This window comes from Geodermatophilus africanus (assembly GCF_900107105.1).
GTDB classification, from domain to species: domain Bacteria; phylum Actinomycetota; class Actinomycetes; order Mycobacteriales; family Geodermatophilaceae; genus Geodermatophilus; species Geodermatophilus africanus.
In genome coordinates, this window is record NZ_FNOT01000009.1 from 161,646 (window position 1) to 188,302 (window position 26,657).

General features: G+C 73.2%; 25 protein-coding genes. 18 read left to right on the top strand and 7 right to left on the bottom strand.

What is annotated here, in order from left to right; translation table 11 throughout:
* Nucleotides 1-6 precede the first annotated feature (6 nt).
* The 10 genes from BLW63_RS16965 to BLW63_RS17010 all read left to right on the top strand — a co-directional run bounded on the left by BLW63_RS16965 (nt 7) and on the right by BLW63_RS17010 (nt 11,667).
* Entirely contained in the window at nt 7-999 is a 993-nt protein-coding gene (locus BLW63_RS16965; RefSeq protein WP_091158776.1) for a TIM barrel protein, read from the top strand.
* Entirely contained in the window at nt 996-2,084 is a 1,089-nt protein-coding gene (locus BLW63_RS16970; protein ID WP_091158780.1) for a Gfo/Idh/MocA family protein, read from the top strand. Before BLW63_RS16965 ends, BLW63_RS16970 begins: the two co-directional genes overlap by 4 nt.
* Nucleotides 2,081-3,037 (top strand): sugar phosphate isomerase/epimerase family protein, encoded by a 957-nt coding sequence (locus BLW63_RS16975; RefSeq protein ID WP_091158783.1) that lies wholly within the window; start codon nt 2,081-2,083, stop codon nt 3,035-3,037. The genes BLW63_RS16970 and BLW63_RS16975 overlap by 4 nt, the downstream gene beginning before the upstream one ends.
* 28 nt (nt 3,038-3,065) lie before the next feature.
* On the top strand, nt 3,066-4,559 hold the full coding sequence (locus BLW63_RS16980; RefSeq protein ID WP_091158785.1) for a CoA-acylating methylmalonate-semialdehyde dehydrogenase: 1,494 nt from the start codon (nt 3,066-3,068) through the stop codon (nt 4,557-4,559).
* Between the two features lie 449 nt (nt 4,560-5,008).
* Nucleotides 5,009-5,389: a Gfo/Idh/MocA family protein gene (locus BLW63_RS16985; RefSeq protein WP_091158788.1), complete on the top strand. Its 381-nt coding sequence runs from the start codon at nt 5,009-5,011 to the stop codon at nt 5,387-5,389.
* Between the two features lie 643 nt (nt 5,390-6,032).
* Complete coding sequence (locus BLW63_RS26190) at nt 6,033-7,040, top strand: LacI family DNA-binding transcriptional regulator (protein ID WP_139263619.1); 1,008 nt, start codon at nt 6,033-6,035, stop codon at nt 7,038-7,040.
* Entirely contained in the window at nt 7,037-7,819 is a 783-nt protein-coding gene (locus BLW63_RS16995) for a DeoR/GlpR family DNA-binding transcription regulator (RefSeq protein WP_091158793.1), read from the top strand. Before BLW63_RS26190 ends, BLW63_RS16995 begins: the two co-directional genes overlap by 4 nt.
* A gap of 276 nt (nt 7,820-8,095) precedes the next feature.
* Entirely contained in the window at nt 8,096-9,535 is a 1,440-nt protein-coding gene (locus BLW63_RS17000; RefSeq protein ID WP_244522635.1) for a sugar porter family MFS transporter, read from the top strand.
* Nucleotides 9,536-9,798: 263 nt separating this feature from the next.
* On the top strand, nt 9,799-9,942 hold the full coding sequence (locus BLW63_RS28985) for a hypothetical protein (RefSeq protein WP_425284248.1): 144 nt from the start codon (nt 9,799-9,801) through the stop codon (nt 9,940-9,942).
* A gap of 432 nt (nt 9,943-10,374) precedes the next feature.
* Nucleotides 10,375-11,667 (top strand): FUSC family protein, encoded by a 1,293-nt coding sequence (locus BLW63_RS17010; RefSeq protein ID WP_170856817.1) that lies wholly within the window; start codon nt 10,375-10,377, stop codon nt 11,665-11,667.
* Between the two features lie 154 nt (nt 11,668-11,821).
* On the opposite strand, the gene BLW63_RS17015 is transcribed toward BLW63_RS17010, so the two are convergent.
* Nucleotides 11,822-12,214, bottom strand: a complete 393-nt coding sequence (locus BLW63_RS17015; RefSeq protein WP_091158799.1) for a tautomerase family protein — start codon at nt 12,212-12,214, stop codon at nt 11,822-11,824.
* 337 nt (nt 12,215-12,551) lie between these two features.
* Between BLW63_RS17015 and BLW63_RS17020 the strand changes: the two genes are divergently transcribed.
* Complete coding sequence (locus tag BLW63_RS17020) at nt 12,552-13,976, top strand: NAD(P)/FAD-dependent oxidoreductase (RefSeq protein WP_091158802.1); 1,425 nt, start codon at nt 12,552-12,554, stop codon at nt 13,974-13,976.
* Between the two features lie 30 nt (nt 13,977-14,006).
* Here the strand turns inward: BLW63_RS17020 and BLW63_RS17025 are convergent, their stop codons facing one another.
* Together BLW63_RS17025 and BLW63_RS17030 are read right to left on the bottom strand one after the other, a co-directional pair.
* On the bottom strand, nt 14,007-14,783 hold the full coding sequence (locus BLW63_RS17025) for a TIM barrel protein (RefSeq protein WP_091158804.1): 777 nt from the start codon (nt 14,781-14,783) through the stop codon (nt 14,007-14,009).
* Entirely contained in the window at nt 14,780-15,790 is a 1,011-nt protein-coding gene (locus BLW63_RS17030; protein ID WP_091158807.1) for a Gfo/Idh/MocA family oxidoreductase, read from the bottom strand. Before BLW63_RS17030 ends, BLW63_RS17025 begins: the two co-directional genes overlap by 4 nt.
* Nucleotides 15,791-15,902: 112 nt before the next feature.
* On the opposite strand from BLW63_RS17030, the gene BLW63_RS17035 reads away from it, so the two are divergent.
* The 3 genes from BLW63_RS17035 (at nt 15,903) to BLW63_RS17040 (ending at nt 18,039) form a co-directional block, all read left to right on the top strand.
* On the top strand, nt 15,903-16,904 hold the full coding sequence (locus BLW63_RS17035; protein ID WP_211517141.1) for a LacI family DNA-binding transcriptional regulator: 1,002 nt from the start codon (nt 15,903-15,905) through the stop codon (nt 16,902-16,904).
* Nucleotides 16,905-17,194: 290 nt separating this feature from the next.
* On the top strand, nt 17,195-17,368 hold the full coding sequence (locus tag BLW63_RS26915; RefSeq protein ID WP_170856818.1) for a hypothetical protein: 174 nt from the start codon (nt 17,195-17,197) through the stop codon (nt 17,366-17,368).
* Between the two features lie 71 nt (nt 17,369-17,439).
* Nucleotides 17,440-18,039 carry a peptidoglycan-binding domain-containing protein gene (locus BLW63_RS17040; RefSeq protein WP_211517142.1) on the top strand — a complete coding sequence of 200 codons (600 nt, stop codon included), beginning with the start codon at nt 17,440-17,442 and terminating at the stop codon, nt 18,037-18,039.
* Between the two features lie 75 nt (nt 18,040-18,114).
* Here the strand turns inward: BLW63_RS17040 and BLW63_RS17045 are convergent, their stop codons facing one another.
* Nucleotides 18,115-20,391: a cytochrome P450 gene (locus BLW63_RS17045; RefSeq protein ID WP_091158812.1), complete on the bottom strand. Its 2,277-nt coding sequence runs from the start codon at nt 20,389-20,391 to the stop codon at nt 18,115-18,117.
* Nucleotides 20,392-20,569: 178 nt separating this feature from the next.
* A complete protein-coding gene (locus BLW63_RS17050) occupies nt 20,570-21,598 on the bottom strand; it encodes a LacI family DNA-binding transcriptional regulator (RefSeq protein WP_244522636.1) in 1,029 nt (342 codons plus the stop codon).
* Nucleotides 21,599-21,750: 152 nt separating this feature from the next.
* On the opposite strand from BLW63_RS17050, the gene BLW63_RS17055 reads away from it, so the two are divergent.
* Nucleotides 21,751-22,938 (top strand): Gfo/Idh/MocA family protein, encoded by a 1,188-nt coding sequence (locus tag BLW63_RS17055; RefSeq protein WP_091158815.1) that lies wholly within the window; start codon nt 21,751-21,753, stop codon nt 22,936-22,938.
* 17 nt (nt 22,939-22,955) lie between these two features.
* Complete coding sequence (locus BLW63_RS17060; protein WP_091158818.1) at nt 22,956-23,954, top strand: sugar phosphate isomerase/epimerase family protein; 999 nt, start codon at nt 22,956-22,958, stop codon at nt 23,952-23,954.
* A 7-nt stretch (nt 23,955-23,961) separates the two neighbouring features.
* Here BLW63_RS17060 and BLW63_RS26195 read toward each other — a convergent pair whose 3' ends face one another.
* Nucleotides 23,962-24,120 (bottom strand): hypothetical protein, encoded by a 159-nt coding sequence (locus BLW63_RS26195; protein WP_211517143.1) that lies wholly within the window; start codon nt 24,118-24,120, stop codon nt 23,962-23,964.
* Between the two features lie 83 nt (nt 24,121-24,203).
* On the opposite strand from BLW63_RS26195, the gene BLW63_RS17065 reads away from it, so the two are divergent.
* Both BLW63_RS17065 and BLW63_RS17070 read left to right on the top strand, forming a co-directional pair.
* On the top strand, nt 24,204-25,040 hold the full coding sequence (locus BLW63_RS17065) for an aldo/keto reductase (protein ID WP_091158820.1): 837 nt from the start codon (nt 24,204-24,206) through the stop codon (nt 25,038-25,040).
* 191 nt (nt 25,041-25,231) lie between these two features.
* A complete protein-coding gene (locus BLW63_RS17070; protein WP_211517144.1) occupies nt 25,232-25,900 on the top strand; it encodes a histidine phosphatase family protein in 669 nt (222 codons plus the stop codon).
* Nucleotides 25,901-26,094: 194 nt separating this feature from the next.
* Here the strand turns inward: BLW63_RS17070 and BLW63_RS17075 are convergent.
* Nucleotides 26,095-26,657, bottom strand: a 563-nt coding sequence (locus BLW63_RS17075) for an ATP-binding cassette domain-containing protein (protein WP_091158824.1), incomplete at its 5' end; no start/stop codon positions are given.

Sequence of the window (26,657 nt, forward strand, 5' to 3'; positions counted from 1 at the left end):
GAAGAGATGACCGTGCAGAACGCCGCGGCGCCCGACCAGTCCACCCCGGAGCCGGGCCGGGCCCGGATCCGGGTCGGGTCGGCGCCCGACTCGTGGGGCGTCTGGTTCCCCGACGACCCCGAACAGGTGCCGTGGCAGCGGTTCCTCGACGAGGTGAGCGCCTGCGGCTTCGAGTGGATCGAGCTGGGCCCCTACGGCTACCTGCCCACCGACCCGGCGCAGCTGTCCGACGAGCTGGCCGCGCGGGGCCTGCAGGTGTCCGCCGGCACCGTGTTCGAGCACCTGCACCGACCCGACTCGTGGGACGCGGTGTGGGGTCAGGTGAAGGACGTCGCCGCGCTGACCCAGGCCATGGGCGGCACCCACATCGTGGTCATCCCCGACACCTTCCGCGACCAGAAGACCGGCGCGGACGTCGAGTCCCGCGAACTCACGGCCGAGCAGTGGCAGGCGAAGACCAGCGGTGTGGACCGGCTGGCTCGTGCGATCCGGGACGAGTACGGGCTCACCATCGCCTACCACCCGCACGCCGAGAGCCACGTCGGCTGGCAGCGCGACATCGAGCGGTTCCTCGCCGACACCGACCCGCAGTACGTGCCGCTGTGCCTGGACACCGGGCACGTCAGCTACTACCGCGGCGACAACCTGGAGCTGATCGACAAGTACCCCGAGCGGATCGGCTACCTGCACCTCAAGCAGGTCGACCCGGTCCTCATCGACCGCATCCTCGCCGAGGACATCGTCTGGCCCGAGGCGGTGCGGATGGGCGCGATGGTGGAGCCGCCGACCGGGGTCCCGGCCTACCCGCCGCTGTTCGACGCGATCGAGCGGCACGGGCTGGACGTCTTCGCGATCGTCGAGCAGGACATGTACCCGTGTCCGCCGGACCAGCCGCTGCCCATCGCCCAGCGCACCCACCGGCACATCGCCAGCTGTCAGCTGCCGTCGCTGCAGATCGGCACCCCCAAGACCGCCACCCTCGAGGAGGACCGGGCGTGACCACCGCAGAGACCCGCGCCGGGGCGCTCCCGGACCTCGCCGACGTCCCGGCCCGCGACCTGCGGGTCGCCGTGCTGGGCGTCGGGATGATGGGCGCCGACCACGTCGCCCGGCTCTACAGCCGCATCTCCGGCGCGCAGGTGGTCGCGGTCAGCGACGCCTTCACGGAGAAGGCCGAGCAGGTAGCCGCCACCGTGCCCGGCTGCCGGGTCATCGGCGACCCGCTGGCGGCGATCGCCGACGACGACGTCGACGCCGTCCTGATCGCCACCCCCGGCCAGTTCCACGAGGAGCAGGTGCTCGCCTGCATCGAGCGGGGCAAGCCGGTGCTGTGCGAGAAGCCGCTGACCATGGAGGCCGACAGCTCGCTGGCCCTCGTGCGCGCCGAGGACGAGTACGCCGCGCGCACCGGCCGGCGATTGGTGCAGGTCGGCTTCATGCGCCGCTTCGACCCCGAGTACGCCGAGCTCAAGGCGCTGATCGACGCCGGCGTGCTCGGCGAGCCGCTGCTGGTGCACTGCGCGCACCGCAACGCCGCCGTCCCGCCGCACTTCACCAGCGAGATGATGGTCAACGACTCGGTGGTGCACGAGGTCGACGTCGCCCGGTTCCTCCTCGACGAGGAGATCGCCGCGGTGACCGTGCTGCGGCCCAGGGCGACCCGCCGCGCCGTCGCCGGCCAGTCCGACCCGCTGCTGGTGCTGTTCGAGACGACCGGCGGCCGGATGGTCGACGTCGAGTGCTTCGTCAGCACCGGGGTCGGCTACGAGGTGCGCACCGAGGTGGTCGGCGAGGACGGCAGCGCGATGATCGGCCTCGACGCCGGCCTGGTCCGCACGTCCGGCGGGGACCCCGCCGCGACCCGGTCGACCGGCATCGCGCCGGATTTCCGGCAGCGGTTCGGCCGCGCCTACGACATCGAACTGCAGCGGTGGGTCGACGCCGCCCGCCGCGGCGAGGTCGACGGGCCCGGCGCGTGGGACGGCTACGCCGCCCAGGCGGTGTGCGCGGCCGGCGTCGAGGCGCTGCGCTCCGGTCAGCGCACCGAGGTCCGGCTCCAGCCGCGGGAGGGCACGCCGTCATGAGGATCGCCCTGGACCCGCAGATGCTGCGGACCACGCCGCTGCTGGAGCTGCCCGACGTGGTGGCCGGCATGGGCTACGAGTGGATCGAGCTCTCCCCCCGCGAGGACTTCATCCCGTTCTTCAAGCACCCGCGGGTCGACACCGCCACGGTGCGCGCCTTCCGGTCGAAGCTGGCCGACGCCGGCGTGGGCGTCACCTCGCTGCTGCCGGTGATGCGCTGGTCGGGCCCGGGTGAGGTGGAGCGGCAGGCCGCCGTCCGCTACTGGAAGCGGGCCATCGAGATCTGCGTCGAGCTCGGCGTGGACACGATGAACTCGGAGTTCAACGGCCGGCCGGAGGCCCCGGAGCTCGCCGAGGCGATGTTCTGGCGGTCGATGGAGGACCTGCTCCCGGTCTTCGAGCGGGAGGGCGTCAAGCTGGCGCTGGAGCCGCACCCGGACGACTTCATCGAGCTCGGCCTCCCGGCGCTCGACATGATCCGCGGCATCGACTCACCCTGCGTCTCCTTCCTGTACTGCCTGCCGCACACGTTCCACCAGGGCGACGACGCCCCGGGGATCATCGCGGACGCCGGCGAGCTGCTCACGCACGTGCACGTCGCCGACTCGATGGACCACCGGGCCTCCGACGGGCTGCGCTACATCACCAACCCGCCGGGCAACACCACCCGCGTCCACCAGCACATGGAGATCGGCCGCGGGGACGTCGAGTTCGACGAGGCCTTCGCCGCCCTGGCGGGGATCGGCTTCGACGGCGTCCTCACCACCTGCGTCTTCGGCTGGGACGAGCAGGCCCGCGAGTCCGGCACCCGCATGCTCGACGCGATCCGCCAGCTGGTCGGCAAGCACTTCCCCGCCGGGACGCTCCCCGACGCCGACGCGGCCGGGCCCGATGCCGGCACCTCCCGTCCGAACTTCCCGCAGACCCCGCTCCCCGACGACACTGCTCCCTGAAGTCGGACCGACCCCTGAGAGAGGCACCATGCCCACGCACATCCCGCACTGGATCGAGGGCGCCCGCCGCGAGGGCGCCAGTGGCCGCACCGGAGAGGTGACCGACTCGGCGACCGGCGAGGTCACCGGCGAGGTCGCGCTGGCCAGCCTCGAGGAGGTCGACGCCGCGGTCGCCGCCGCCTCGGCCGCCTTCCCAGGCTGGCGCGACACCTCGCTGGCCAAGCGCACCGCGGTGCTGTTCCGCTTCCGCGAGCTGCTCAACGCCCGCAAGCCCGAGCTGGCCGCGATCATCACCGCCGAGCACGGCAAGGTCCTCGACGACGCCCTGGGCGAGGTCTCCCGCGGCCAGGAGGTCGTGGAGTACGCCTGCGGCGTGCCCTCGCTGGTCCGCGGCGGCTTCACCGAGAACGCCTCGACCAACGTCGACGTGCACTCGGTGCGCCAGCCGCTCGGACCGGTGGCGATCATCAGCCCGTTCAACTTCCCGGCGATGGTGCCGATGTGGTTCTTCCCCATCGCGATCGCCACCGGCAACACCGTCGTCCTCAAGCCCAGCGAGCAGGACCCGTCGGCGGCGCTGTGGATGGCGGAGCTGTGGAAGGAGGCCGGGCTGCCCGACGGCGTGTTCAACGTCCTCCAGGGCGACAAGGTCGCTGTCGACCGGCTGCTCGAGCACCCCGACATCCGGTCGGTGTCCTTCGTCGGGTCCACCGCGATCGCCCAGTACGTCTACGAGACCGGCACCCGGCACGGCAAGCGGGTGCAGGCCCTGGGCGGCGCGAAGAACCACATGGTCGTGCTGCCCGACGCCGACCTGGACCTCGCCGCGGACGCCGCGGTGAACTCCGGGTTCGGCTCGGCCGGCGAACGGTGCATGGCGATCAGCGCCGTGGTCGCCGTCGGCGGGGTGGGTGACGACCTGGTCGCCCGCATCGCCGAGCGCACCCACACCCTGCGTACCGGTGACGGCCGCAAGGGCTGCGACATGGGCCCGCTGATCAGCAAGCGGCACCGGGACCGGGTCGAGTCCTACGTGGAGGCCGGCGAGAAGGAGGGCGCCAAGCTCGTCATCGACGGCCGCCAGGTGCAGCCTGAGGGCGGGGAGGACGGGTTCTGGCTCGGCCCGACCCTGGTCGACCACGTCGAGCCGGCGATGAGCGTCTACACCGACGAGATCTTCGGCCCCGTGCTGTCGGTGCTGAGAGTGGACACCTACGAGCACGCCGTCGAGCTGATCAACCGCAACGAGTACGGCAACGGCACCGCGATCTTCACCAACGACGGCGGCGCCGCCCGGCGCTTCCAGCACGAGGTGCAGGTCGGGATGATCGGCATCAACGTGCCGATCCCGGTGCCGATGGCCTACTACTCCTTCGGCGGGTGGAAGAACAGCCTCTTCGGCGACACCCACGCGCACGGCGCCGAGGGCGTGCACTTCTTCACCCGGGGCAAGGTCATCACCAGCCGCTGGCTCGACCCGAGCCACGGCGGCCTGAACCTGGGCTTCCCGCAGAACGCCTGAGGGAGGACCCCGGGCGTCGGTTGGTCATCGGCGAGTGGCTGCCCCGACGGCGTGTCGGCCAGCCACCTGCCGATGATCGACCGCCGATCCGGCCGCGGTGACGCGGTTCGAGCCCGCGCGAGCACCTGGAGTCGCCGGCGCTCGGCCCACCGCCGCGGCGCCCCCTGGGACCGGCCGGCGCCGGCGAGACGCGTCTCCGCCGGCGCCGGCTGCCCTGCCCTGGGGGAGCGACTCGATTGCTGTCGCGAGCGGAAGGGTCCCCCTCGTTCCCACAACCAGGGCCACGTCCTCCCATCTGGACGCATCGCGCACCTCGGTCGCCCGTCATCCAAGGCCCGTTCCCAGCGGCTTGAACGGAATGCCGAAAGCGGCAGTGATGGCCTGACAGCCCCACGGCTCGAGCCCTGCTCGCAAGCGAGCAACCAGGCGCACCATCCGATCCTCGAGCAGTGCAGGAAGCCCGAGCACTCTGGGCCAAGCTCGCGACCGGGCACCACGACTGGCTGGCTGTCCGGCGGAACGGGAAGTACGTCCTCGGACGGCCGCGCTCGTCCACCGTCATGCAGGAGGAGCCGGCCGCCTCACCGGACCCGAGAGGGGATGTCCACCGCATCGAGTTCCTCAGCCCCCTGCAGCGCACCCCGCGATGGGAGGCCTGCCGGAGCCCCGAGGATGGTGGCGCGCTGCTGGACCTGGGCTATCACGCGGTCGACCAGGCCCGGCACCTGTCGGGCCCGGTCCGGTCGGTCTACGCCGAGCTGTACCTGGCGCCGGGTGAGGTCGGGTTCGACAAGGGGTTCTTCGTGGCTCTCCACCAGAGGGCGGGATGATCTCGCACGTCACCGGCAACTGGGCGCGGCAGGGCGACGTCGGCTCGCGGTTCCGGGTCGACGGCGCTGCTGCCACCCTGGTCGTCCCCGGCGACGACGGCCAGACCGCGCGGCTGACGGCCGGCCGGACACCCGAGGCGGAGGGAGCCGCGTGGGGCACGGTCCCCGAGAGCCGGTGGGGCAGCATCCACCGCGGCGGCGTGGCGGCCCCCGTGCCCTCGCAGCCGGGCGACTGGAGCGCCTTCTACACCGGCTTCGCCCGCGCCGTCCGGGGGACGGACCGCCCCCGGTCGACCCGTGGGACGCCGTCACCAGCCTCGAGGTGCTCGATGCCGCACGGACCAGCGCGGCGACAGGGCAGGTGGTCGAGCTCCCGACACTGCTCGAGGATCGGACAGAGCTGGTGAGCCAGCTCCATCCGATCGACGCTGCGGCTGCACACCGGATCGTTGAAGTCAGTGATCGATGCGGTGGCCTTCTTCGCTTTCTGCGCAGAGTGGGTCGGGTAAGGCGCCGCGTGTGGACGCCAGAGCCTCACGCGGCCGCCCTCCGGAAGCGCCCCGGCTCGCTACGGCGGGCCGCGCCGCTACTTGACTGTGACTGTAAACGCTTGCAGACTGTGTTACACCCAAGAGGAGGCGCCATGTCCATCCGCAAGGTCGCGGCCCGGGCCGGTGTGTCAACTGCGACGGTGTCCCGGGTGTTCACCCAGCCCCAGGCGGTGGCTGACGAGACTCGGCGCCGCGTCATGACGGCGGCCGAGGAGCTCCACTACGCCCCCCATCCGGCAGCGAGTGCGCTCGCGCGGGGGCGGACCTGCAACCTGGGCATCGTCGTCCCGGACGTCTCGAACTCCTTCTCCGCCGTCGTCACCAAGGCGGTCGACCGGCAGGCACGCCGGGAGGGTTACGCCCTCTTCGTCGCCGGGTCCGACGAAGTCGTGCACGACGAGGAGACGTCGGCACGAGCCCTGGCGCAGCAGGTGGACGGGCTGCTGCTCGTGTCGCCGCGGATGCCGGACGATGCCCTGCTGGCACTCGCCGACATGACGCCGATCGTCATGCTCAACCGCCTCCTCGACGGCATCCCGGCCGTGCTCACGAACCTCTACGAAGCGACCGGTCACGCCGTCGAGCACCTGCACGCACTCGGACACCGCACCGTTGTCTACCTGGCCGGCCCCGACGGCTACGCCAACGACGTCCGACTGCGCGGGTTCCGTGACGCCTGCAGCCGGTTGGGCATGGAGGCGTCGGAACTCGGTCCCTTCGCGGCGCGGTTCCAGGCCGGTGTGCGCGCTGCGGACCTGGTCCTCGCAGCGTCGGTGACGGCTGTCGTCGCGTACAACGACGAGATTGCGGTGGGAGTGGTCAACCGGCTTTCCGACCGCGGGATCGGTGTGCCCGCAGACATCAGCGTCGTCGGCTTCGACGACACCGAGCTCGCCGAGATGGTGACGCCCCGGTTGACCACCGTGCGGATCCCGGCCGCCATGGCCGGGACCGCTGCCGTCGAGCTGTTGCTGGACCTCGTGCGGGGCCGCGACGCGGGCCTGGGCAGTCCGCGGGAGCTCTCGGCCGAGCTCGTCGTCCGGTCCAGTACCGGTCCGGCCCGCGTGGCCCGGGACACCGGGCAGGACCCGGCGCCGTGACCGCTGCGAGCCTGCGCTACGAGGCTGCTACCGAGCGTCGGACCTGGATGCTCTCAACGCTGCGATCGGTGGGCTTCCTCTCCGTCACCGACCTCGCCCGCCAGCTCGGTGTCTCGCAGATGACCATCCGCCGCGACCTGCACGCCCTCGAGAACGACGGTCACGTCCGGTTGGTGCACGGCGGGGCCAGCCTCACGCCCGGCGCTCCGCTGGGTTCCGGCTCTCCCGAGGACGATGACGCTGAGGCGCGAGAGCGGGTGGCCGCGCATGCCGTCGAATTCGTGAGCGACACGGACACGATCGCCATCGATGCCGGGGCGACGGGTCACGCGGTGGCCCGCGCGCTTCCGGAGACCTTCAGCGGGTGTGTCATCAGCCACTCCCTGCCCGTGCTGCAGTGCCTCTCCACTCGCAGACTCGAGCGGGTGGTCGCTCTGGGAGGCGAACTCCTGGCCGGCCGACACGCGTTCGTCGGCCCCACGACGGAAGCTGCGACCGCCCAGCTGCGGGTCCGGACGTTCTTCCTCACCCCGTGCGGGATCGACGCCCGTGGCCTGTACGCCGCGTCTCCCGCTGAGGCGAGTGTCCAGCGGCAGCTCATGGACATCGCCGACGAAGTGGTTCTGGTGGTGACACGGGAGGCGTTCCGTACCTCGGCGCCCGCACGGATCGCGCCGCTCGGCCGACTGGCGAGACTGGTCACGGACCAGCGGCCACCCTCGGAATTGTCCTGCGCCCTGCGACGGGTGGGAGTCGTCCCCCACGTCGTAGACGGGTGAGCCATCCGGGGTGCGACTCCTACTCGGCGAGGTCCCGATCCTCGTGCCGACCGCTTGCTTCGGTGTTCTGGACCGAACATCGGATGTGCAATGTCGAACACAAGCGCCCGTTGTGACGCTCACCACCCGCGCTTAGCGTCCTCGACACCACCTGGGTGAGGGGCCGGCGTCACGACGTCCGCTCTGCTCGCCCTCGAGGCCCAGGGTCCAATGAGAGGCCAAATGTCGAAGAAAGGCGCGATGGTGGCGAGTCACGGTCATGGAAGCGGCCATTCCGTGAAGGCAACGGGTGGAGCCGGGCGGTCGAAAGCGAACAACCGGTTCCTCGTCAAGCTGACCGTGATCTCCACGCTCGGAGGTCTCCTCTTCGGCTACGACACCGGGGTCATCTCAGGTGCCCTGCTCTACATGGGCGAGGACCTGAACCTCACGCCGCTCAGCGAGGCGGTCGTGGTCAGCTCGCTGCTCTTCCCCGGGGCGGCCTTCGGTGCGCTCCTGGGGGGCAAACTGGCCGATGCACTGGGCCGGCGCGGTGCACTCTTCGTCTGCGCCGTCCTCTTCCTCGTCGGAGCCGCGATCACGGCCGTCGCCCCGAACGTCCCGATCATGGTGGCTGGCCGGATCCTCCTCGGCTTCGGCGTGGGAGCCGCGGCGGCGGTCGTCCCGCTCTACCTCGCCGAGATGGCGCCCGTGGACGCGCGGGGCCGCATGGTCACGATCAACGAGCTCATGATCGTGACCGGGCAGTTCCTCGCCTTCGCGACCAACGCCATCCTCGACGCGATCATCGATGACCCGAACGTCTGGCGATGGATGCTCGGCATCGCCACCATCCCCGCGGTCGCTCTGTTCATCGGCCTGTTCTTCCTGCCCGACTCGCCACGTTGGTACGCGGTCCGGAACCGGCTCGACGACACCCGGCGCGTCCTGAACCTGAGCCGGCCCCCGGCAGAGGCCGGCGAGGAGTACAACATCGTCGCCGAGCACGCCCGGCGCGACGTCGACGAGGACAAAGGCGCGGCGATGCGTGACCTGCGCGCCTACCCGTGGATGCGCCGGATCCTCTGGATCGGCTGCGGCCTCGCCACCGTGCAGCAGGCGACCGGCATCAACACCGTCAACTACTACGCACCAACCATCCTGGAGTCCACCGGCCTCGGAGCGAGCGCCAGCCTGATCCTCACCGTCACCGTCGGCGTCATCGCGATCATCGGAACGGTCATCGGCATCATCCTGCTCGGCTTCATCAACCGCAGGCCGCTCATCATCACCGGCTTCATCGGAGTAGCGGCCGGGCACGCGGTCCTCGCCGTCTCGTTCCTGCTCCCCGAGTCCAATTTCCGCAGCTACCTCATCCTGGCCGCGATGCTCCTGGTCGTCTTCTTCGTGCAGACGTTCATCGGCACGTTGGTCTGGTTGCTGCTCTCGGAGATCTTCCCGATGACCATCCGGGGCTTCGCCATGGGTATCGCGGTCTTCGTGCTGTGGACCGTCAATGCGGCGATCTCTTTCGCCTTCCCGCCGTTGGTGGCCACGCTCGGAGCGACGCTGACCTTCGGTCTGTTCGCGCTCATCAACACCGGTTCGATTTTCTTCGTGGCCAAATTCGCCCCCGAGACCCGCGGCCGCTCCCTGGAAGAACTCGAGGACAATTTCCGGACGCACGACGCAGGGCACTTCGTGCACGAAGCCCCGGCCGGTGTCCGCGGCGGGTGAGCGTTCGGACCGCTACCGCTCGCGCCACCCCAGGTCGGTACCCGGGGTGGCGCGGGCTACCTGAGGCCCCGGGCGCGGAACGACAGCGGGGGTCGGGTCCCCTTCCATCAGCGCGGGACCGAGGGGCGGAGAAGACCATGGTGGAGGCCGTAGGCGTCCCGGCCCTGGCGCGCTGTGGGGTCGACACTTGTCCCCACCAGATCGGCGCGGGGCTGTAGGACGTCGAGACGTTCGGGGAGTTCCTCGCCGGCAGCGCGGCCAACGTGGCGGTCGCCGCGGCCCGGCTGAGGCATTCAGCGGCCCTGATCAGCGGAGTCGGTGACGATGATTCGGCCGGTTCGTGCGGCGGGCCCTCGGCGAGCTGGGCCTCGACGACCGCTACGTCGTCGTCGATCCCGAGCATCTGACACCGGTGACGTTCTGCGAGGTCTTGCCGCACGACGACTTCCCGCTGTACTTCCACCGCCGGCCCAAGGCACCAGACCTCCAGGTCCGTCGGGAAGCCTGGACTTGGACGCGGTCTACAAGGCGCGGCTGTTCTGGGCGACGGTCAACGGGCCATCGGAGCAGCCGAGCCGGTCGGCGCACCACGCCGCATGGGAGGCCCGCGGCCGGCGGGCGCACACCGTGCTCGTTCTCGACTCTCGGCCGATGTTCTGGTCCTCGTGGCAGGAAGCCGACCGCGCGCAGCGTGGACAGCATCCAGGCCTGACGGCCCGCCGCTCCGCGAGCCGGTCCCAGGGCGGTCACGGCCCGGCCCCCCGGCGCGGGTGCGCTGCGGCCGGCCTCGCGCGGCGAGCCGGACGCCGATGACCCCGAGGACCGCCGAGGATGGCGGGGTGACTGGATGGCGCCGGTGGGTCAGGGGCCACGCCGAGGCACTGGTGCTGCTGGTGCGGGGTCGGGGCCGCTCGGCCGCCTTCCGCGCGGCCCGGATGACGGGGGCGACCGTCGCGGCGTTCCTCGTCGCCCAGGCCGTGGGGCTGCACACGCCGCCGCCGCTGATCGCCGCGCTCACCGCGCTGCTCGTGGTGCAGGCGACGCTGAGCAGCACCCTCCTCAACGGCGTCCAGCGGGTGCTGAGCGTCGTCTCGGGGGTCGCCCTCGCGGTGCTGTTCGCGGCCGTCGTCGGGCTGACCTGGTGGAGCCTCGCGGCGCTGGTCGCGGCGTCGATCCTGGCCGGTCAGCTGCTCCGGCTGGGTCCGCACCTGGTCGAGGTCCCCATCAGCGCCATGCTCGTGCTGGGCGCGTCGGGCGCGGAGACCGTCGGCGCCGGTCGCGTCGTCGAGACGCTCATCGGGGCGGCCGTTGGCGTACTGGTCAACGTGGTCTTCCCGCCGGCGGTGCAGACCCGGTACGCGACGCAGGCGCTGGAGCGGTTCGCCGACGAGATCGCCTGCCTGCTGCACGACTCGGCGTCGGCCCTGCGCGCCGGTCCGGTGACCCCGGAGCAGTCGACCCGCTGGCTGGAGGACGCCCGCCGGCTGAACCGGCACGCCCCGCGGGTCGACCGCGCTCTGGCCCACGCCGAGGAGAGCCGCCGGCTCAACGTCCGCGCGCTGCGGGTGCCACCGGTCGGCAGGGGGACGCGGACGGCGCTGGACGCCCTGGAGCACGCCTCGGTCTCCCTGCGCACCCTGTTCCGGGCCTTGGACGACGCCACCAGGGAGCGGACCGGCATCCGCGAGGACCCCGCGTACGCCGACATCGTCCGACGGACCGTCGCGAGTCTCCTCGAGCGCGTGGGCAACGTCGTCCACGAGTTCGGTGGGGTGGCGGTCGCCGAGGCCGGGGACGCCGAGGGCGTCGGCCGGGACCGGCTCACCGGGACACTCGAGGCGCTCCGCAGCGGCCGGGTGCTCATGCAGGACCTGCTGATCGGCGACCCGCGCAGCCACTCCGGCCTCTGGGAGCTCAACTCGACCCTGCTGGCCACCATCGACCGGGTGCTCGACGAGTTCGGCGTGGTCGACGACGGGGACGACGGGCCGGCGGGGCCACCTGCTCCCGACTCCTCGCGGGCCCGGCGCGCCGCCGTCACGGCGGGTCGGCGGCTGCGGATCGCCCGCCGGTCGCCGGCCGGGCACGGCGGCGAGCACGTCCCCGGGAGCCCGTCCAGGGAGGGCGCCTGACGTCGGGCCGGCTCGGTGGCGCGGGTGCGGACACGTGCTCCCTCCTGGGACGGGACAGCGGCAACAGCCGAGACCGGCCCCCTCCAGGGCCGGCGCGGCCCCGTCCCGGGCCCCGCCCTGAGCTTGCGAAGGGTGCGGAGGACGGGGTCCTTCCTCAGAGGTCGCCCTCGAGGAACTGGGCGCGCCCCAGGCCGAAGGACCAGTCCTCGCGGGTGTTCGAGGCGACGGAGACGATGAGGTCGGTGGAGCGCAGGCCGGCGGCCTCCTCCAGCCGTCGCGCCAGCCCGGCGTAGAGCGCCCGCTTCTGCTCCTCCGAGCGCCCCTGCTGGAAGACCTGCAGGACGACGAGGTCGTCGGTGCGCTGGATGCCCAGGCCGGTGTCCTCGCAGATCAGCTGCCCCGGGCGGTGCTCGGTGATCACCTGGTACCGGTCGCCGGGGGGTGCGGCGAACACGTCGAGCATCACCTCCTGGACGGTGTCGGCCAGACGGCGGAGCTCGTCGGGGGTGCGCCGACCCTCGACGACGTCGATGCGGACGAGCGGCATGGCGGACCCTCCGGTGGCGTGTTGCGGATCACGCTATTATGTCAGGACAATAAGACTTAGTCGAGGCGAGAACCGAGCACCGGACGACGACCGGGAGCTGCCCGGCAGCCGCGTCGCCCCGCCGCCCGGCTCGACCGGCCTCCGGCCACCCGGACGCGCACCGCACGGGCCCGGTCGCGGCACAGGTGCTCCCGGGGTGACCGACGCCCTAGACTCCGGGCCGGTCCGCCGTTGCGGGGAGCTCCCGCCGGGCGGGGGTCCACCGCGGGACACGAGGAGCTGCGACCGAGAGGGGTCACGACGACCCCCGGGCGGCTCCGTACGAGGGGGTGGCGCCATGGGTGCACACACGACCGGGAGACACCGGGTCGTCGTCGTGGGAGGCGGCTTCGCCGGGCTGAACGTCACGCGCGCCCTCGACCGCGCCGACGTCGAGGTGACGCTGGTCGACCGGGCCAACCACCACCTCTTCCAGCCGCTCCTGTACCAGGTGGCGACGGGCATCCTGCCCCCCGGGCTCATCGCCCCGGCGCTGCGCAGCATCACGAAAAAGGAGCGGAACGCCCGCGTGCTGCTCGCGGACGTGCAGGACATCGACCTGGACCGCCGGGTGATCGGCGCCCGGGCACCGGACGGGCGGCGGCTCGAACTGCCCTACGACACCCTCGTCGTCGCCGCGGGGGCGACGCACTCCTACTTCGGCAAGGACCAGCTGGCCGAGTACGCCCCCGGCATGAAGACGATCGAGGACGCCCGGTACCTGCGCGACGGGATCCTGGCCAAGTTCGAGATGGCCGAGATCGCCACCGACCCGGCCGAGCGGGTGGAGTGGCTGACCTTCGTGGTGGTCGGCGCCGGGCCGACGGGCGTCGAGCTCGTCGGGCAGATCGCGGAGCTGGCGCACACGGTCCTCCCGCGGGACTACCGCTCCGCGGACACCCGGCAGGCGCGGATCATCCTGCTGGAGGGAGCCGGGGCCGTCCTGCCCCCCTTCGCGCCCAAGCTGCAGGTGTATACCAAGAAGCGCCTGGAGGAGATGGGCGTCGAGATCCGGCTCAACACCCTGGCCGTCGACATGGACCACGAGTCCATCACGGTCAAGGGACCGGACGGACTCGAGACGATCAGGGCGCGCACCCGCATCTGGGCCGCAGGGGTCCAGGCCTCCCCGTTGGCCCGGATGCTGGCCGAGAAAGCCGGCGTCGAGACCGACCGGGCCGGCCGGATCCCGGTGGGTCCCGACTGCACCGTGCCGGGCCATCCCGAGGTCTTTGCGATCGGCGACATGGCGTCGTTCGACAAGCTGCCGGGGGTGGCCCAGCCGGCCATCCAGGAGGGCAAGTACGTCGGCCGGGTCATCAAGGACCGGCTCGTCGGCCGGCAGACGTCACCATTCACGTACTTCGACAAGGGCACCATGGCCACCATCGGCTACCGCTCGGCCGTCGCTGACGCCTTCGGGGTGAAGGTGACCGGCTTCCTGGCCTACGTCATGTGGATCTTCATCCACGTGATGTACCTGGTGGGCTGGGGCAACCGGCTCGGCGCCATATACACGTGGACCCGTGCGCTCTGGCTGTCCCACAACCGCGGCAACCGGATCATCGCCCTGGACACGGCCCGGAAGGAGGTGGACGCCGGCCGCACTCCCGCGACGCGACCTCCGGCCATCGTGCCCAGGAGCACGCAGGCTCCCGTCCCCGATGTCCCCGATGCGGAGGGGACCATCCCCAGCACCCCGCGAGAGGCCGACAGCGCCTGACCCGGAGCTGCGGGACCGCGGACGTGCGGATCAGCCGTAGGCGGTGCGGAACCGCTCGAGGGCCACGGTCGCATCACCCGAGGCCCAGCCCTCGAGGGCCACGACGCCGTCGTACCCGAGCCGGTCGAGCGCGGCCGCGATCGCCGGGTGGGAGATCTCCCCCGTGCCCGGCTCGCACCGGCCGGGGACGTCGGCGACCTGGATCTCGCCGACCAGCGGCAGCGCCCGCTCCACCAGCGAGACGAGGTTCCCCTCGCCGATCTGGGCGTGGTAGAGGTCCAGGTTGAGCCGCAGGTGCGGGCTGCCGACGGCCTCCACCAGCGCGATGGTGTCGGCGGCGCGGGCGAAGGGCGTGCCCGGGTGGTCGACGGCGGTGTTGAGGTTCTCCAGGGTGAAGACCCGCCCCGCCCGCTCCCCCAGCGCGGCCAGCCGCTCCAACGTGCGCGCGGCGGTCAGCCACATCGCCGGGGTCACCACCTCGGTGGGGACGACGGGCAGCCCACGGCCGTCCAGCCCGGTCCCGTGCACGTTCAGCCGCGGGCAGTCCAGCCGCTCGGCGACGCCCAGGGACCGCTCGGCAGTGCGCAGCAGCTCCGCGGCTCCGGCGGGGTCGGCCAGGGTGCCGGTGACGTAGCCGGTCATCGACGAGAAGGTCGCGCCGGTCGCGGCCAGCGCGTCGACGTCCTTCGCCGTCCAGTCCCAGATCTCGACCTCGAAGCCCAGGTCGTGCAGCCGGCGCACCCGCTCCTCGAACGGCAGGTCGAGGAAGAGCATCTCCGCCGAGGCCCCGAGCCGGTACGCGGTCACCGCTGCACCTGCACGGGCTGCCCGGTGCGGACCGACTCCGCCGCGGCCAGCGCGATCGCCAGCGCCGCGCGGGCGTCCGCCCCGGTCACCGGGGCCGGAGTGCCGGTGCGGACGGCCTCGACGAAGGCGGCCAGCTCGGCGGTGTACGCGCCGGGGAACAGCTCCTGGTCGCCCCGCACCGTCTCGACCAGCCGGCCGGCGGGCCCGGAGAACGCCAGGCCGCTGCGCCGGCCGTCGCCCATGGTGACCATCCCGCCCGAGCCGAGCACCTCACCGCGGACGTCGTAGCCGTAGGACGCCTCAAAGCACGCCTCGGCCACGGCCACGGCGCCGTTGTCGAACCGCACGGTGACCACCGCGGTGTCGAGCAGTCCGCGGTCGCGCCAGGCCGGCTCGACCAGCGCGTCGGCGACCGCGTGCACCGCCACGGCCTCGGCGCCCGGGTTGAGGAAGCGCAGCGTGTCGAAGTCGTGGATCAGCGTCTCGAGGAAGATCGTGTCCGGCAGGACGCGGGCGGGGTCGAACCCGCCCGGGTCGCGGGTGAGCGAGCGCAGCAGCCGCGGCGTGCCCAGGGTCCCGGCGTCGAGCAGGGCCCGGGCGGCCCGCCAGTCCGCGGCGAACCGGCGGTTGAACCCGACCTGCAGGACGACGCCGGCGCCGCGGGCCGCGTCGATGGCCCGGTCGGCGTCCGGCAGCGTGACCGCCATCGGCTTCTCGCAGAACACGTGCCGCCCGGCCGCGGCCCCGGCCACCACCAGGTCGGCGTGCGACCGGGCCGGCGACGCGATCACGACCGCGTCGACCGCCGGGTCGTCCCACAGCTGCGCTGCGTCGGTGTACGCGCGGTCCGCACCCAGCGCCCCGGCCAGCCGCTCGGCCGCGCCCGGTGCCGCGTCGGCCACCGCGGCCAGCCGCGCGCCGGGGAGCCGCCGCGCCAGCGTCTCGGCGTGGAAGGCGCCCATCCGCCCCGCCCCGACCAGGGCCACGCCCACGGTTCCGTCCGCCACGTCGCGCCTCCTTCTAGAACGTTCTAGGCCAGGGATAGCGTGACCGGGGGTACCCTCCCTCGTCAAGGGGATGTGCCTAGAACGTTCTAGACGCGGCGGTTACGCTCGCCGGGTGACACCGGCAGGTCCCGACCGGCGGCCGACCCTGGCCGACGTCGCGGCTCGCGCCGGGGTGTCGACCGCCCTCGCCTCGATCGTCATGCGCGAGGCCCCGGGCGCGAGTGCCACGACGCGGGAGCGGGTGCGCCGCGCCGCCGAGGAGATCGGCTACCGGCCCGACAGCCGGGCGCGGCTGCTGCGCAGCTCCCGCAGCCGGCTGCTCGGCGTGGTGTTCGGGGTGCAGCACGCCTTCCACGGCGACCTCGTCAGCGGGCTGTACGCCGCCGCCGAGCGGGTGGGCTACGAGCTGGCGCTGAGCGCCGTGACACCGGGGCGGGACGAACGGCGGGCCGTGGCGGGCCTGCTCTCCGACCGCTGCGAGGCCCTCGTCCTGCTCGGCCCCCACTCCCCCACCGCGGCCCTCGCCGACCTGGCGGCCCGCCTGCCGGTCGTGGTCGTCGCCCGCTCGGTCCGGTCGGCCGCGGTGGACGTCGTCCGGACCGCTGACGCCGAGGGGATGCACCTGGCGGTCGACCACCTGGTGGCCCTCGGCCGCCGCGACGTCGTCCACGTCGACGGCGGCCGGGCGCCCGGCGCGGCGGAGCGGCGGCGGGGCTTCCGGGAGGCGGCGCGTCGCCACGGCCTCGAGGCGAGGGTCGTGGCCGGCGGCCTCACGGAGGACGACGGCGCCGCGGCCGCCCGCGCCCTGCTCGCCGGACCGCTGCCCACCGCGGTCACCGTCTTCAACGACCGCTGCGCGCTCGGCGTGCTCGACGAGCTGCGCCGTGCCGGGCGGGCCGTGCCCGGGGAGGTCGCCGTGGTCGGCTACGACGACAGCCGCATCGCGCGGCTGGCCACGGTCGACCTCACGTCCGTCGCGCAGGACGTCGCGCAGCTGACCACGCTCGCCGTCGGGCGGGCTGTCGCGAGGCTCGACGGCACGCCCGTCGAGCGGCGCGAGCTGGTGGTGCCACCGCGCCTGGTCGTCCGGAGCACCACCGCCTCGCCGCGCTGAGGCGACGATCCCCGCGGGGTACCGCTCCGGATGACCGGGCGGCTCCGGCGGCTCGCCGAGCTGCCCATCCCGCCCCCTCGGCCCCGTACGTCCGGTAACGCCGTTCGGACCTGTGCGTGGCGGCCGCCCGGGAGTCGGCCCGCTGGACCGACACGGGGCCATGGGCGTGGTCGACCGCCGGCGGGTGTGGGCAGAGTGTGCAGCGCGGGTGCGCGGTGCCCGGTCCCCCGAGGGCCCTGACGGGGACCTCTCCGAGCACCCGGTCCCCGACGAGATGGAGGAGGTGCCTCGTGGCGGACCGTGACCCCGGCGTGCCGAACGAGTTCGACCTCGACCCGCAGATGGCGCTCGACGACGCCGAGGTGAGCGCCGAACCCCCTGCACCGGTCGTGGACCCGGAGGACCCGGACCACGTCGAGCCGGCGCCGCACGCGGTGCCCGCTCCGGAAGACGCCGGTCGGTGACCATCCAGATCGGCGGCTACCAGGGCGCACGGAGTTGCACGGGAGGTCCCACGCAAGGCGCACGGAACCTGGTGTCGTGGTGGCTCGGCGCCTACGGGGATCGAGGCGCGACGAACCTCGGCATCTACAACTGCCGTCCGGTGAGCGGCGGGTCCGTCCTCAGCCTCCACGCCGAGGGGCGGGCCGCCGACCTGGGGACCCCGGTCGGGAACACCTGGTCCTGGGGGGTGATGGACACCTTCCGGCTCAACTCCCAGGAACTCGGCCTCCAGTGCGTCATCCACAACCGCAGGATCTGGTCGTCGATCGCGGCGGACTGGCGCCCGTACTCCGGGTCCTCACCGCACACCGACCACGGGCACGTCGAGCTGATGTGGTGGGCCGCGAACGGCGGGCTGACCGTGGACCGGATCAACCAGGTCATGCAGGGCGGCACGCCGCTGCCTCCGCCTCCGCCTGCCATGCCGGTGCTGCGGCTGGGGAGCACGGGCGATGCGGTGAGGACGCTGCAGGAGACGCTGAACCGCTGGTACCCGAGCCTCCCGCCGCTCGACGTCGACGGGGACTTCGGTCCGAGGACGGACGCTCGGGTGCGGTACTTCCAGGGACGTTCCGGGCTGGTGGCCGACGGGATCGTCGGGCCTGCCACCTGGCGGGCCCTGGGGTTCTAGTCCTGCGACGACGGTGGGGACGGCGACCAGCCGTCGTCCACTCCCGGCACCGCCCCCACGAGTGCCGTCGCGGTGTCAGAGGTCGAGGACCAGCCGGTCGCCCCGGGCGCGCGAGACGCAGATCATCATGCAGTCACCCGCCTGCCGCTCGTCCTCGCTGAGGACGGAGTCGCGGTGGTCGGGCTCGCCCGCGAGGACGGCGGTCTCGCAGGTGCCGCAGGTGCCCTCCGCGCACGAGGACAGGACGCCGACCCCCGCCGCCTCGACGACCGACAGGATCGACCGGTCCGGGGGCACGGTGAGGGTGAGCCCGCTCTGCTCCAGCACGACCTCGAACGCCTCGGTGCGCGCCGGCTCGCCCTGGGGCCGGGGCGCGAACCGCTCCACGTGCAGCGACCCGCGCGGCCAGCCGGCGCAGCGCTGCTCCACCGCGGCGAGCAGCGGCTCGGGGCCGCAGCAGTAGACGAGGGTGTCGGGCTCGGGCGTGCCGAGCAGGCCGTCGAGGTCGAGCAGCCCGGTCTCGTCCTGCGGGCGCACCGAGACCCGGTCGCCGTACTGCGCGAGCTCGTCGAGGAAGGCCATCGACGCCCGCCGACGCCCGCCGTAGACCAGCCGCCAGTCGGCGCCCGCGGCCTCCGCCGCCCGGATCATCGGCAGGACCGGCGTGATGCCGATGCCCCCGGCGATGAACAGGTACCGCGGCGAGCCGACCAGCGGGAAGTTGTTGCGCGGACCGCGGACCCGCACCGGATGGCCGACGGCCAGCCGGTCGTGGACGTACCGCGAGCTGCCACGGCCGTCCGGGTCGCGCAGCACGCCCAGCCGGTACCCGGCGGAGTCGGCGGGGTCGCCGCACAGCGAGTACTGCCGGGTGGGTGCCCCGTCGAGGACCAGGTCGACGTGCGCCCCCGGCTCCCAGGCCGGCAGCGGGCGGTCGTCGGCCCCGCGCAGCGTGAGGGCGACGACGCCGTCGGCCGCCTCCTGCTTCGCGACCACCCGGGCCGTGGTCTCGAGCTCCGCGGTGGCGAGCGTGACGGTCGTCGTCCGGTGGTGGACGGCCTCCACGTGCGGACGGCGCCCCGACCGGCCGAAGGCGACCGGCAGGTTCTTCCAGACGTACATGTTCGGGGAGCTCGGGTAGAAGGTCGGCGGGCCGGCGAGCTCGTAGTCGCCCAGCACCGGCAGCGCCTCCTCCAGGGCGATCCGCGCCTCCAGCCGGGCCAGCGGGGCGCCCAGGCAGCCGTGCACGCCCTCGCCGAAGCCGAGGTGGCGGCCCCGCGGCCGGGTGACGTCGAACCGGTCGGGGTCGGGGAACTGCCGGTCGTCGCGGTTGGCCGCGCCGGGGATGAGGACGACGCGGCTCCCGGCGGGCATCGTGACCCCGTGCACGGTGACGTCGCGCGACGTCGTCCGGGCGGTGAGCTGCAGCGGCGTGATCAGGCGCATCGCCTCCTCGACCGCGGCCGGGACCAGCGACGGGTCGGCCTGCAGCAGCGCCCGCTGGTCGGGGTTCTCCGCCAGCAGCTCGAACAGCGTGCCGGTCAGCCCGGCGGTGGACTCCACCCCGCCCAGGAAGAGGATCATCATCAGGCCGCTGACCTCGGACTCCGTCGTGACGCGGTCGCCCACGAAGGGCACGCCGTCGATGTCGGCGTTGACGAACTCGGTGACGAGGTCGTCCCGCCCGGAGCGGCGGCGCTCCTCAAGCAGGTCGATGAAGAACCGCTGCACACCGGCGGTGGCCGCCCGCGCCACCTCGGTCAGGTGCGGGGTGCCGGGCACCCGGTCCTTGAGCTCGTGGGTCCAGTGCTCCAGCTGGTCGCGCCGCGCCTGCTCGAGCGGGTCCGGGTCGTGGCGGCTCGGCAGCCCCATCAGGTGGAAGAACACGTCGAAGGGCATCGGCCAGGCCAGCTCCTGCGCCACGTCCACCGTCCCACCGCCGCCCGCGCCCCGGTCGCGCCAGGAGGCCACCAGCTCGCGCACCACCGTGCGGATGCCGTCCTCGAGTCCGGCGATCCGGCGCGGCAGGAAGTACGGCTGCACCACCGAGCGCACCTGGTCGTGGCGGGGGTTGTCCATGCTCCCGATGGAGCCGGGAGGGACCTGCTCCAGCCGGCTGTCGTCGATGTCCATGCCCTCGAAGCTGCGGAAGGTGTCGGCGTCGAGCGCGGCCGCCCGCACGTCCTCGAAGCGGGTCAGGGCGTACCAGCCCCAGCGCTCGCTCCAGTAGACCGGCGCCTCGTCGCGCATCCGGCGGTAGGTCCCGAACGGGTCGGACGTGTAGAAGTCCGGCCGGAACGGGTCGTAGTCGAGGGTGCCGGCGGGCGCGGCGGCGGTGGCGGGCTGGGCCATGGGGGTCTCCACGGTTGGGAGCGACTCGGTTTGAAGCGCTTCAAGGCTTGCCCGTGACCCAGGCCACTGTCAACCGGTTGTCCGGACAAAGCCCCGGCCCTCCCCCGGCGAGATCGCCGGTCTCGCACGGATCCGGCGCCGGAAGCGTGCGAGATCGCCGAGCTCGCCGCGGGGCGGGTCAGTCCGGCCCCGGCGGCGGGCCCGTCGTCCCCCGCACCACCAGCCGCGGGGGGACGACGACCTCGCGGTGCTCGGTGCGGCCGCCGTCGAGCCGCTCGACCACCGCCACGACGGCGTGCCGCATCTGCTCCCGGGACTCCTGGCTCACCGTCGTCAGGTCGACGTGCGCCAGCCGCGAGAGCGGGCTGTCGTCGTAGCCGACGACCGAGACCCGGCCGGGCACGTCGACGCCGGTGCGCAGCAGCACGTCCAGCAGCCCCACGGCGGAGGCGTCGTTGTACGTGATGATCGCGGTCGGGGGCGTGTCGGACGCGAACAGCGTCCGCGCCGCCCGCGCCCCGGACGCCTCGCCGTGGTCACCCGCCACGACCTGGACGTGCGATCCGAGCCGGTGCCGGCGCATGGCGCGCTGGTAGCCGCGTCGCCGGCCGGCGGCGATGACCCCGGGCCCGCCGTCGACGTGGGCGATGCGGCGGTGCCCGAGGCCCAGGAGGTGGTCGACGGCCTGCGCGACGCCCTCCTCGTCGGCGACCCGGACGACGTCGACACCGGCCGAGGGCACGGCGCGGCCGACGGCCACCACGGGCAGCTGCCGGTCCAGTGCGCTCAGCCGGGAGGCGGGAGCCTCCGGGCCGAGCAGGATCAGCGCCTCACAGCGGGAGTCCAGCAGCGTCTCGGTCGCCCGCCCCTCGTCGCGGGTGCGGGTCACCGTGCTGAGCACCAGGTCGTACCCGTGCTCCTCGGCCGCCTCGTGGACGTCCTCGACGAGCTGGGCGTGGAAGGTGCTGCGGACGTCCATCAGGACGCCGATCAGCCTGCTGCGACGGCGGGCCAGCAGGCTGGCGGCACGGTCGGGCCGGTAGCCCAGGCGGCCGGCGGTGTCGAGGACGCGCTCCCGCGTGGCGCCGCTCGGGCCGGCCGCACCGCGCAGCACCAGGGACACCGTCGCCGTCGAGACCCCGGCCTCGGCCGCCACGTCCTGCAGCCGCGGCCGGCGCGCCGGTTCCTGTGCGGTCAGGATCGCCACCCCGCTCCCTTGACACCGCCGCTCACGCCTGGTGCGATCGGCCGCACATCATTAAAGCGCTTTAAGCGCCCAGCCCGCCACCCGCGCCCCGAGCATGCCTCGTCCGGAGCAGGCACCCGTACCGCCGTCCACCCTCAGGAGGGAGACCCACGATGTCGCACCAGCCCCTATCGGTCGCCGTGATCGGCGCCGGGATGGCCGGCCGCAGCCACGCCGCCGGGTACCGCCAGGTCAACACCGTCTTCGGGGAGGGGCTGCCGCCGGTGCGGCTAGCCGCGATCGCCGACGCCAACGAGCCGCTGGCCCGCGACGCCGCGCGCCGCTACGGCTTCGAGAGGGCCGTGCTCAGCTGGGAGGAGGTCGTCGAGGACTCCTCGATCGACGCGATCAGCATCGTCGTCGGCAACTCCCTGCACCGGCCGATCGCCGAGGCCGCCATCGCCGCCGGCAAGCACGTGCTCTGCGAGAAGCCGCTGGCCGGCTCCATGGACGACGCCCGCGCGATGGTCGCCCTCGAGGCGGACGCCGACGTCGTCACCGCGGTCGGCTACACCTACCGCCGGTCCCCCGCCGTCGCGGCGATCCGCGACCACGTGCAGAGCCGCGAGCTGGGTGAGCTGACCCTGTTCGACGGCCGCTACTGGTGCGACTACGCCTGCGACCCCCGCGGCCCGCTCAGCTGGCGGTTCCGGGGCGGGCCCGGGTCCGGCGCACTCGCCGACATCGGGGCGCACGTCATCGACGCCGGCCAGTTCGTCTGCGGGCCGGTCGTGTCGGTGTCCGGGGCGGTGCTGTCCACCCAGATCGCGAAGCGGCCGCTGCCGCTCGGCGCCGTGGTCGGTCACAACGCCGCGCCGGTGAGCGAGGAGACGGGCGAGGTGGAGAACGAGGACACCGCGGTGTTCTCGGCCCGCTTCGAGTCGGGCCTGTCGGCGACCTTCTCGGTGTCGCGGACCGCGTTCGGCATGCCCAACGGGCTGGCCTTCGACGTGTACGGCCTGGGCGGCCGCGCCTCCTTCGACTGGCACCGCCCCTCGGAGTACCTCTTCGACGACCCGCAGCCCGAGGCCCGCACCCGCGGCGCGCGGCAGGTCATCGTCGGCCCGCAGATGCCCTACTTCGCCGGCGGCTACCCGATGGAGGCCCCGGGCGTGGGCGGCGGCAACGCCGAGATGTTCGTCTACCAGTGCCGCGCGTTCCTCGACCAGATCGTCGGCACGCCCGACCCGCTGCCGCCGAACGCCACCTTCGCCGACGGGCTGCACACGATGCAGATCATCCAGGCCGTCGTGCAGTCCGCGCAGTCCGACGGCGCCGCCGTCGAGATCCCCACCCACTGACCGGAGGCCGATCCCCGATGCCGCTCAAGCTCGGTGCCTACACCGCCTGCCTGCACGACCGCCCGCTGGCCGAGGCCCTCGACGTGCTGCAGGCCGACGGCCTGACCTCCGTCGAGGTCAACACCGGCGGGTTCATCCCCTCGCCGCACTGCCACGTCGACCTGCTGCTCTCCTCCGAGCAGGCCCGCCGGGACTACCTGGAGACGTTCGCCTCCCGCGGGATGGAGCTGACCGGGCTCAACTGCAACGGCAACCCGCTCAACCCGCTGCCCGGCGTCGGTCCCAAGCACGCCGACGACCTGCGCCGCACCATCGAGCTGGCCGGCCTGCTCGGCGTGAAGCACGTCGTCACCATGTCCGGCACGCCCGGCTCCGACCCCGACGCGAAGTACCCGTCGTGGGTGGTCAACCCGTGGGACGGCGTCTACCTGGACGTCCTGGACTACCAGTGGGGCGTCGCGGCCGAGTTCTGGACCGAGATCGACGCCCTCGCCCGCGCCCACGACGTCCGGGTGGCCATCGAGATGCACCCGCACAACCTGGTGTTCTCGCCGGTGACCCTGCGCCGGCTGGTCGACACCATCGGCGCCACCAACATCGGCGCCGAGATGGACCCCTCGCACCTGATGTGGCAGGGCATGGACGTCGTCGCCTGCATCCGCGACCTCGGCCCGCTGGTGTTCCACGCCGCGGCCAAGGACGCGATGATCACCCCCGGGGTGGACATCCGCGGGGTGCTCGACACCTCCTTCGAGCGCGTCCCGGCCGACGCCCCGGGCAAGGTGCCCACCGGCTACGGCTTCTGGTGCACCGCCTGGCCGGAGAACCCCGGCTGGCGGTTCGTGGCCGTGGGCGTCGGGCACGACGTGGCCTACTGGACGGAGTTCCTGCGGGCGCTGGCCGAGGTCGACCCGGACATGGCGGTCAACATCGAGCACGAGGACGCCGCGTACGACCGCCTCGAGGGCCTGGCTCTCGCCGCCGACAACCTGCGCGCGGCCGCCGAGAAGCTGTAGCGGCCGGTCAGACCCCGGCCCGGTGCGGCTCCGCCGCCGCGCGGGGCCGGCGCGGCAGCCCGGCGAGCCGGTAGCACCGGTCGACCAGCGTCATGGTCGCGACCGCGTCGTCCGGACCGGTCGGGACCGGTGGCCCGCCCCGCAGCGCGGCCGCGAACGCCTCCAACTGGTAGGTGTACGACGGGCAGTCTGACGGGTCGCTGATGGATGGCCGTTGCCCGGCTGCAGGACGTTCATCAGGCTGGGCGGATGACCGCTGTCCCCACCGTGCCCCTGAACAACGGCATCGCGATCCCGCAGCTCGGCCTCGGTACCGCCCGGCTCCCCGACGAGGAGACCCGGCGCATCGTCCGGGAGGCCCTCGAGGTCGGGTACCGCTTCATCGACACCGCCGCCAGCTACGACAACGAGCGCGGCGTCAGGCAGGGCATCGCCGACTCGGGACTGCCGCGCGAGGAGGTGTTCGTCTCCACCAAGCTGCGCGGGCGCGACCAGGGGTACGGCTCGGCCAAGCAGGCGCTGCGCGCGAGCCTGGACCGGCTGGGCCTCGACTTCGTCGACCTGTACCTGATCCACTGGCCGCTCCCCCGGCTCGACCGGTACGCCGGGTCCTGGCGGGCGATGGAGGAGCTGCTCGCCGAGGGGCTCACCCGGGCCATCGGCGTCTCCAACTTCCTGCCCGAGCACCTCGACCGGCTGGCGGCCGAGAGCTCGACCGTGCCGGCGGTCAACCAGATCGAGTGCCACCCCCGGGACCCGCAGCCGGCGCAGCGGGCCGACGACGCCCGGCGCGGCATCGTCACCGAGTCCTGGTCGCCGCTGGCCAACGGCGGCGAGCTGCTGGCGCAGCCGGTGCTCGCCGAGATCGCTGCGCGGCACGGCCGGACACCGGCGCAGGTGGTCCTGCGCTGGCACGTGCAGCAGGCTCTGGTGACCTTCCCCAAGGCGTCGTCCCGCGGCCGGCTGGTCGAGAACCTCGACGTCTTCGACTTCGCGCTCAGCGACGAGGACCTGGCCGGCATCGCCACGCTCGCCGACGGCACCCGGGTGAACGGCCAGTACCCGGACGTCTGGGAGGAGTTCTGAGACCCCTCGGCTGATGGATTGTTGACGGGTTCACGTCCTTGTTGGCCCGGCACCGGGCCCGTCAGGCTCGATGGCACCGGAGGAGGGCCGTTCCAGCACGTCACCAGGCTCGGCGTGGGCCCCTGAGGGGCGGCCGTCCGGCCTCGGGGGACCCGGGGGTGCCGGACCGGCGGTCCGGGCAGGATGTCCCGGTGCCCCCCGAGCGCCCCGACGCCGCCACCGACGTGCTCCTGGTCCGGCACGGCGAGGTCGTCCCCGCCGAGCCCGAGCACCCGCACCCCCAGCTCGACGGGCAGGGCGATCCGCCGCTGTCGCCGCTCGGGCGCGCGCAGGCGGAGGCGGTGGGACGGCGGCTGCGCGACGTCGGCCTCGACGCCGTCTACGTGACGACGTTGCGCCGCACGGTCGAGACCGCGCAGCCGCTGCTCGACGCCCTCGGCATCCGGCCGAGGGTCGAGCCCGACCTGCGCGAGCTGCACCTCGGCGAGTGGGAGGACGGGCTGATCCTGCAGCGCCTGGCCGAGGGGGACCCGGTGGCCGCGCGGGTCGTGGCGGAGCAGCGGTGGGACCTCATCCCCGGCGCGGAGTCCGCTGCGGCCCTCGCCGCCCGGGTCCGCGCCGCGCTGCAGCGGATCGCGGCGGCGCACCCGGGCGGGCGGGTCGCCGTCTTCACGCACGGCGGGGTCGTCGCCCAGGCGCTCGCCCTCGCCACGGAGGCGCCGCCGTTCGCCTTCCTGAGCGGACGCAACGCCTCGCTGTCCCAGGTGCTCCTCGCCGGGGAGCGCTGGACCGTCCGCCGCTTCAACGACACCGCGCACCTCGCCGACGACCTCTCCCGGGCCGGGGTCCCGCTCACCTGAGGGAGGACCCCGGCCCGGGCCCCACCCTCCGCAGGCGAGCGGGGCCCGGGACCGGGCCGGCGGGATCCTGCAGCGGCCGACGCTGCGCCCGCCGTCCCCGGACCGCGTGGTCGGGGGACGGCGGGCGCAACACCGCGGCCCCGTTCAGAGGCACGCCACGAGCTCGCGAGCGGTGAGGAGGACGGGGTCTTCCCTCAGCGCTTGAGCTCGTGGGAGAGCTCGGCGAGTTCCTGGCCGCCGGCCATCTCGGTGGTGAGCTCCTCCAGGGAGACCTCGGAGCGCTTCTTGTCCAGCACCCGGCGGCCCAGCTTGAGGATGATGAAGTGGTCGCCGACCAGGTAGGCGTGGTGCGGGTTGTGGGTGATGAAGACGACCCCCAGGCCGGCGTCGCGGGCCGCGGCGGTGTACTTGAGCACCACGCCGGACTGCTTGACGCCCAGCGCCGCGGTCGGCTCGTCGAGGATCAGCACCCGCGCGCCGAAGTAGACCGCCCGGGCGATGGCGACGCACTGCCGCTGCCCGCCCGACAGCGTGCCGATCGGCTGGTTGATGTCCTTGACGACGATGCCCATCTTCTGCAGCTCGGCGTCGGCGACCTCCCGCATGGCCTTGATGTCCAGCGGCGCCATCGGGTACTTGCCCTTGCGGATCTCCGAGCCGAGGAAGAAGTTCCGCCACACCTCCATCAGCCCCACCACGGCCAGGTCCTGGTAGACGGTGGCGATCCCGGCGTCCAGCGACTCCCGCGGGGAGGAGA

Bases quoted from the DNA above. Each gene is read 5' to 3' on its own strand.
- BLW63_RS16965 (WP_091158776.1), top strand. From the start codon at position 7: ATGACCGTGCAGAACGCCGCGGCGCCCGACCAGTCCACCCCGGAGCCG.
- BLW63_RS16975 (WP_091158783.1), top strand. From the start codon at position 2,081: ATGAGGATCGCCCTGGACCCGCAGATGCTGCGGACCACGCCGCTGCTG.
- BLW63_RS16980 (WP_091158785.1), top strand. From the start codon at position 3,066: ATGCCCACGCACATCCCGCACTGGATCGAGGGCGCCCGCCGCGAGGGC.
- BLW63_RS26190 (WP_139263619.1), top strand. From the start codon at position 6,033: ATGTCCATCCGCAAGGTCGCGGCCCGGGCCGGTGTGTCAACTGCGACG.
- BLW63_RS17015 (WP_091158799.1), bottom strand. From the start codon at position 12,214: ATGCCGCTCGTCCGCATCGACGTCGTCGAGGGTCGGCGCACCCCCGAC.
- BLW63_RS17020 (WP_091158802.1), top strand. From the start codon at position 12,552: ATGGGTGCACACACGACCGGGAGACACCGGGTCGTCGTCGTGGGAGGC.
- BLW63_RS17045 (WP_091158812.1), bottom strand. From the start codon at position 20,391: ATGGCCCAGCCCGCCACCGCCGCCGCGCCCGCCGGCACCCTCGACTAC.
- BLW63_RS17055 (WP_091158815.1), top strand. From the start codon at position 21,751: ATGTCGCACCAGCCCCTATCGGTCGCCGTGATCGGCGCCGGGATGGCC.
- BLW63_RS17060 (WP_091158818.1), top strand. From the start codon at position 22,956: ATGCCGCTCAAGCTCGGTGCCTACACCGCCTGCCTGCACGACCGCCCG.
- BLW63_RS17065 (WP_091158820.1), top strand. From the start codon at position 24,204: ATGACCGCTGTCCCCACCGTGCCCCTGAACAACGGCATCGCGATCCCG.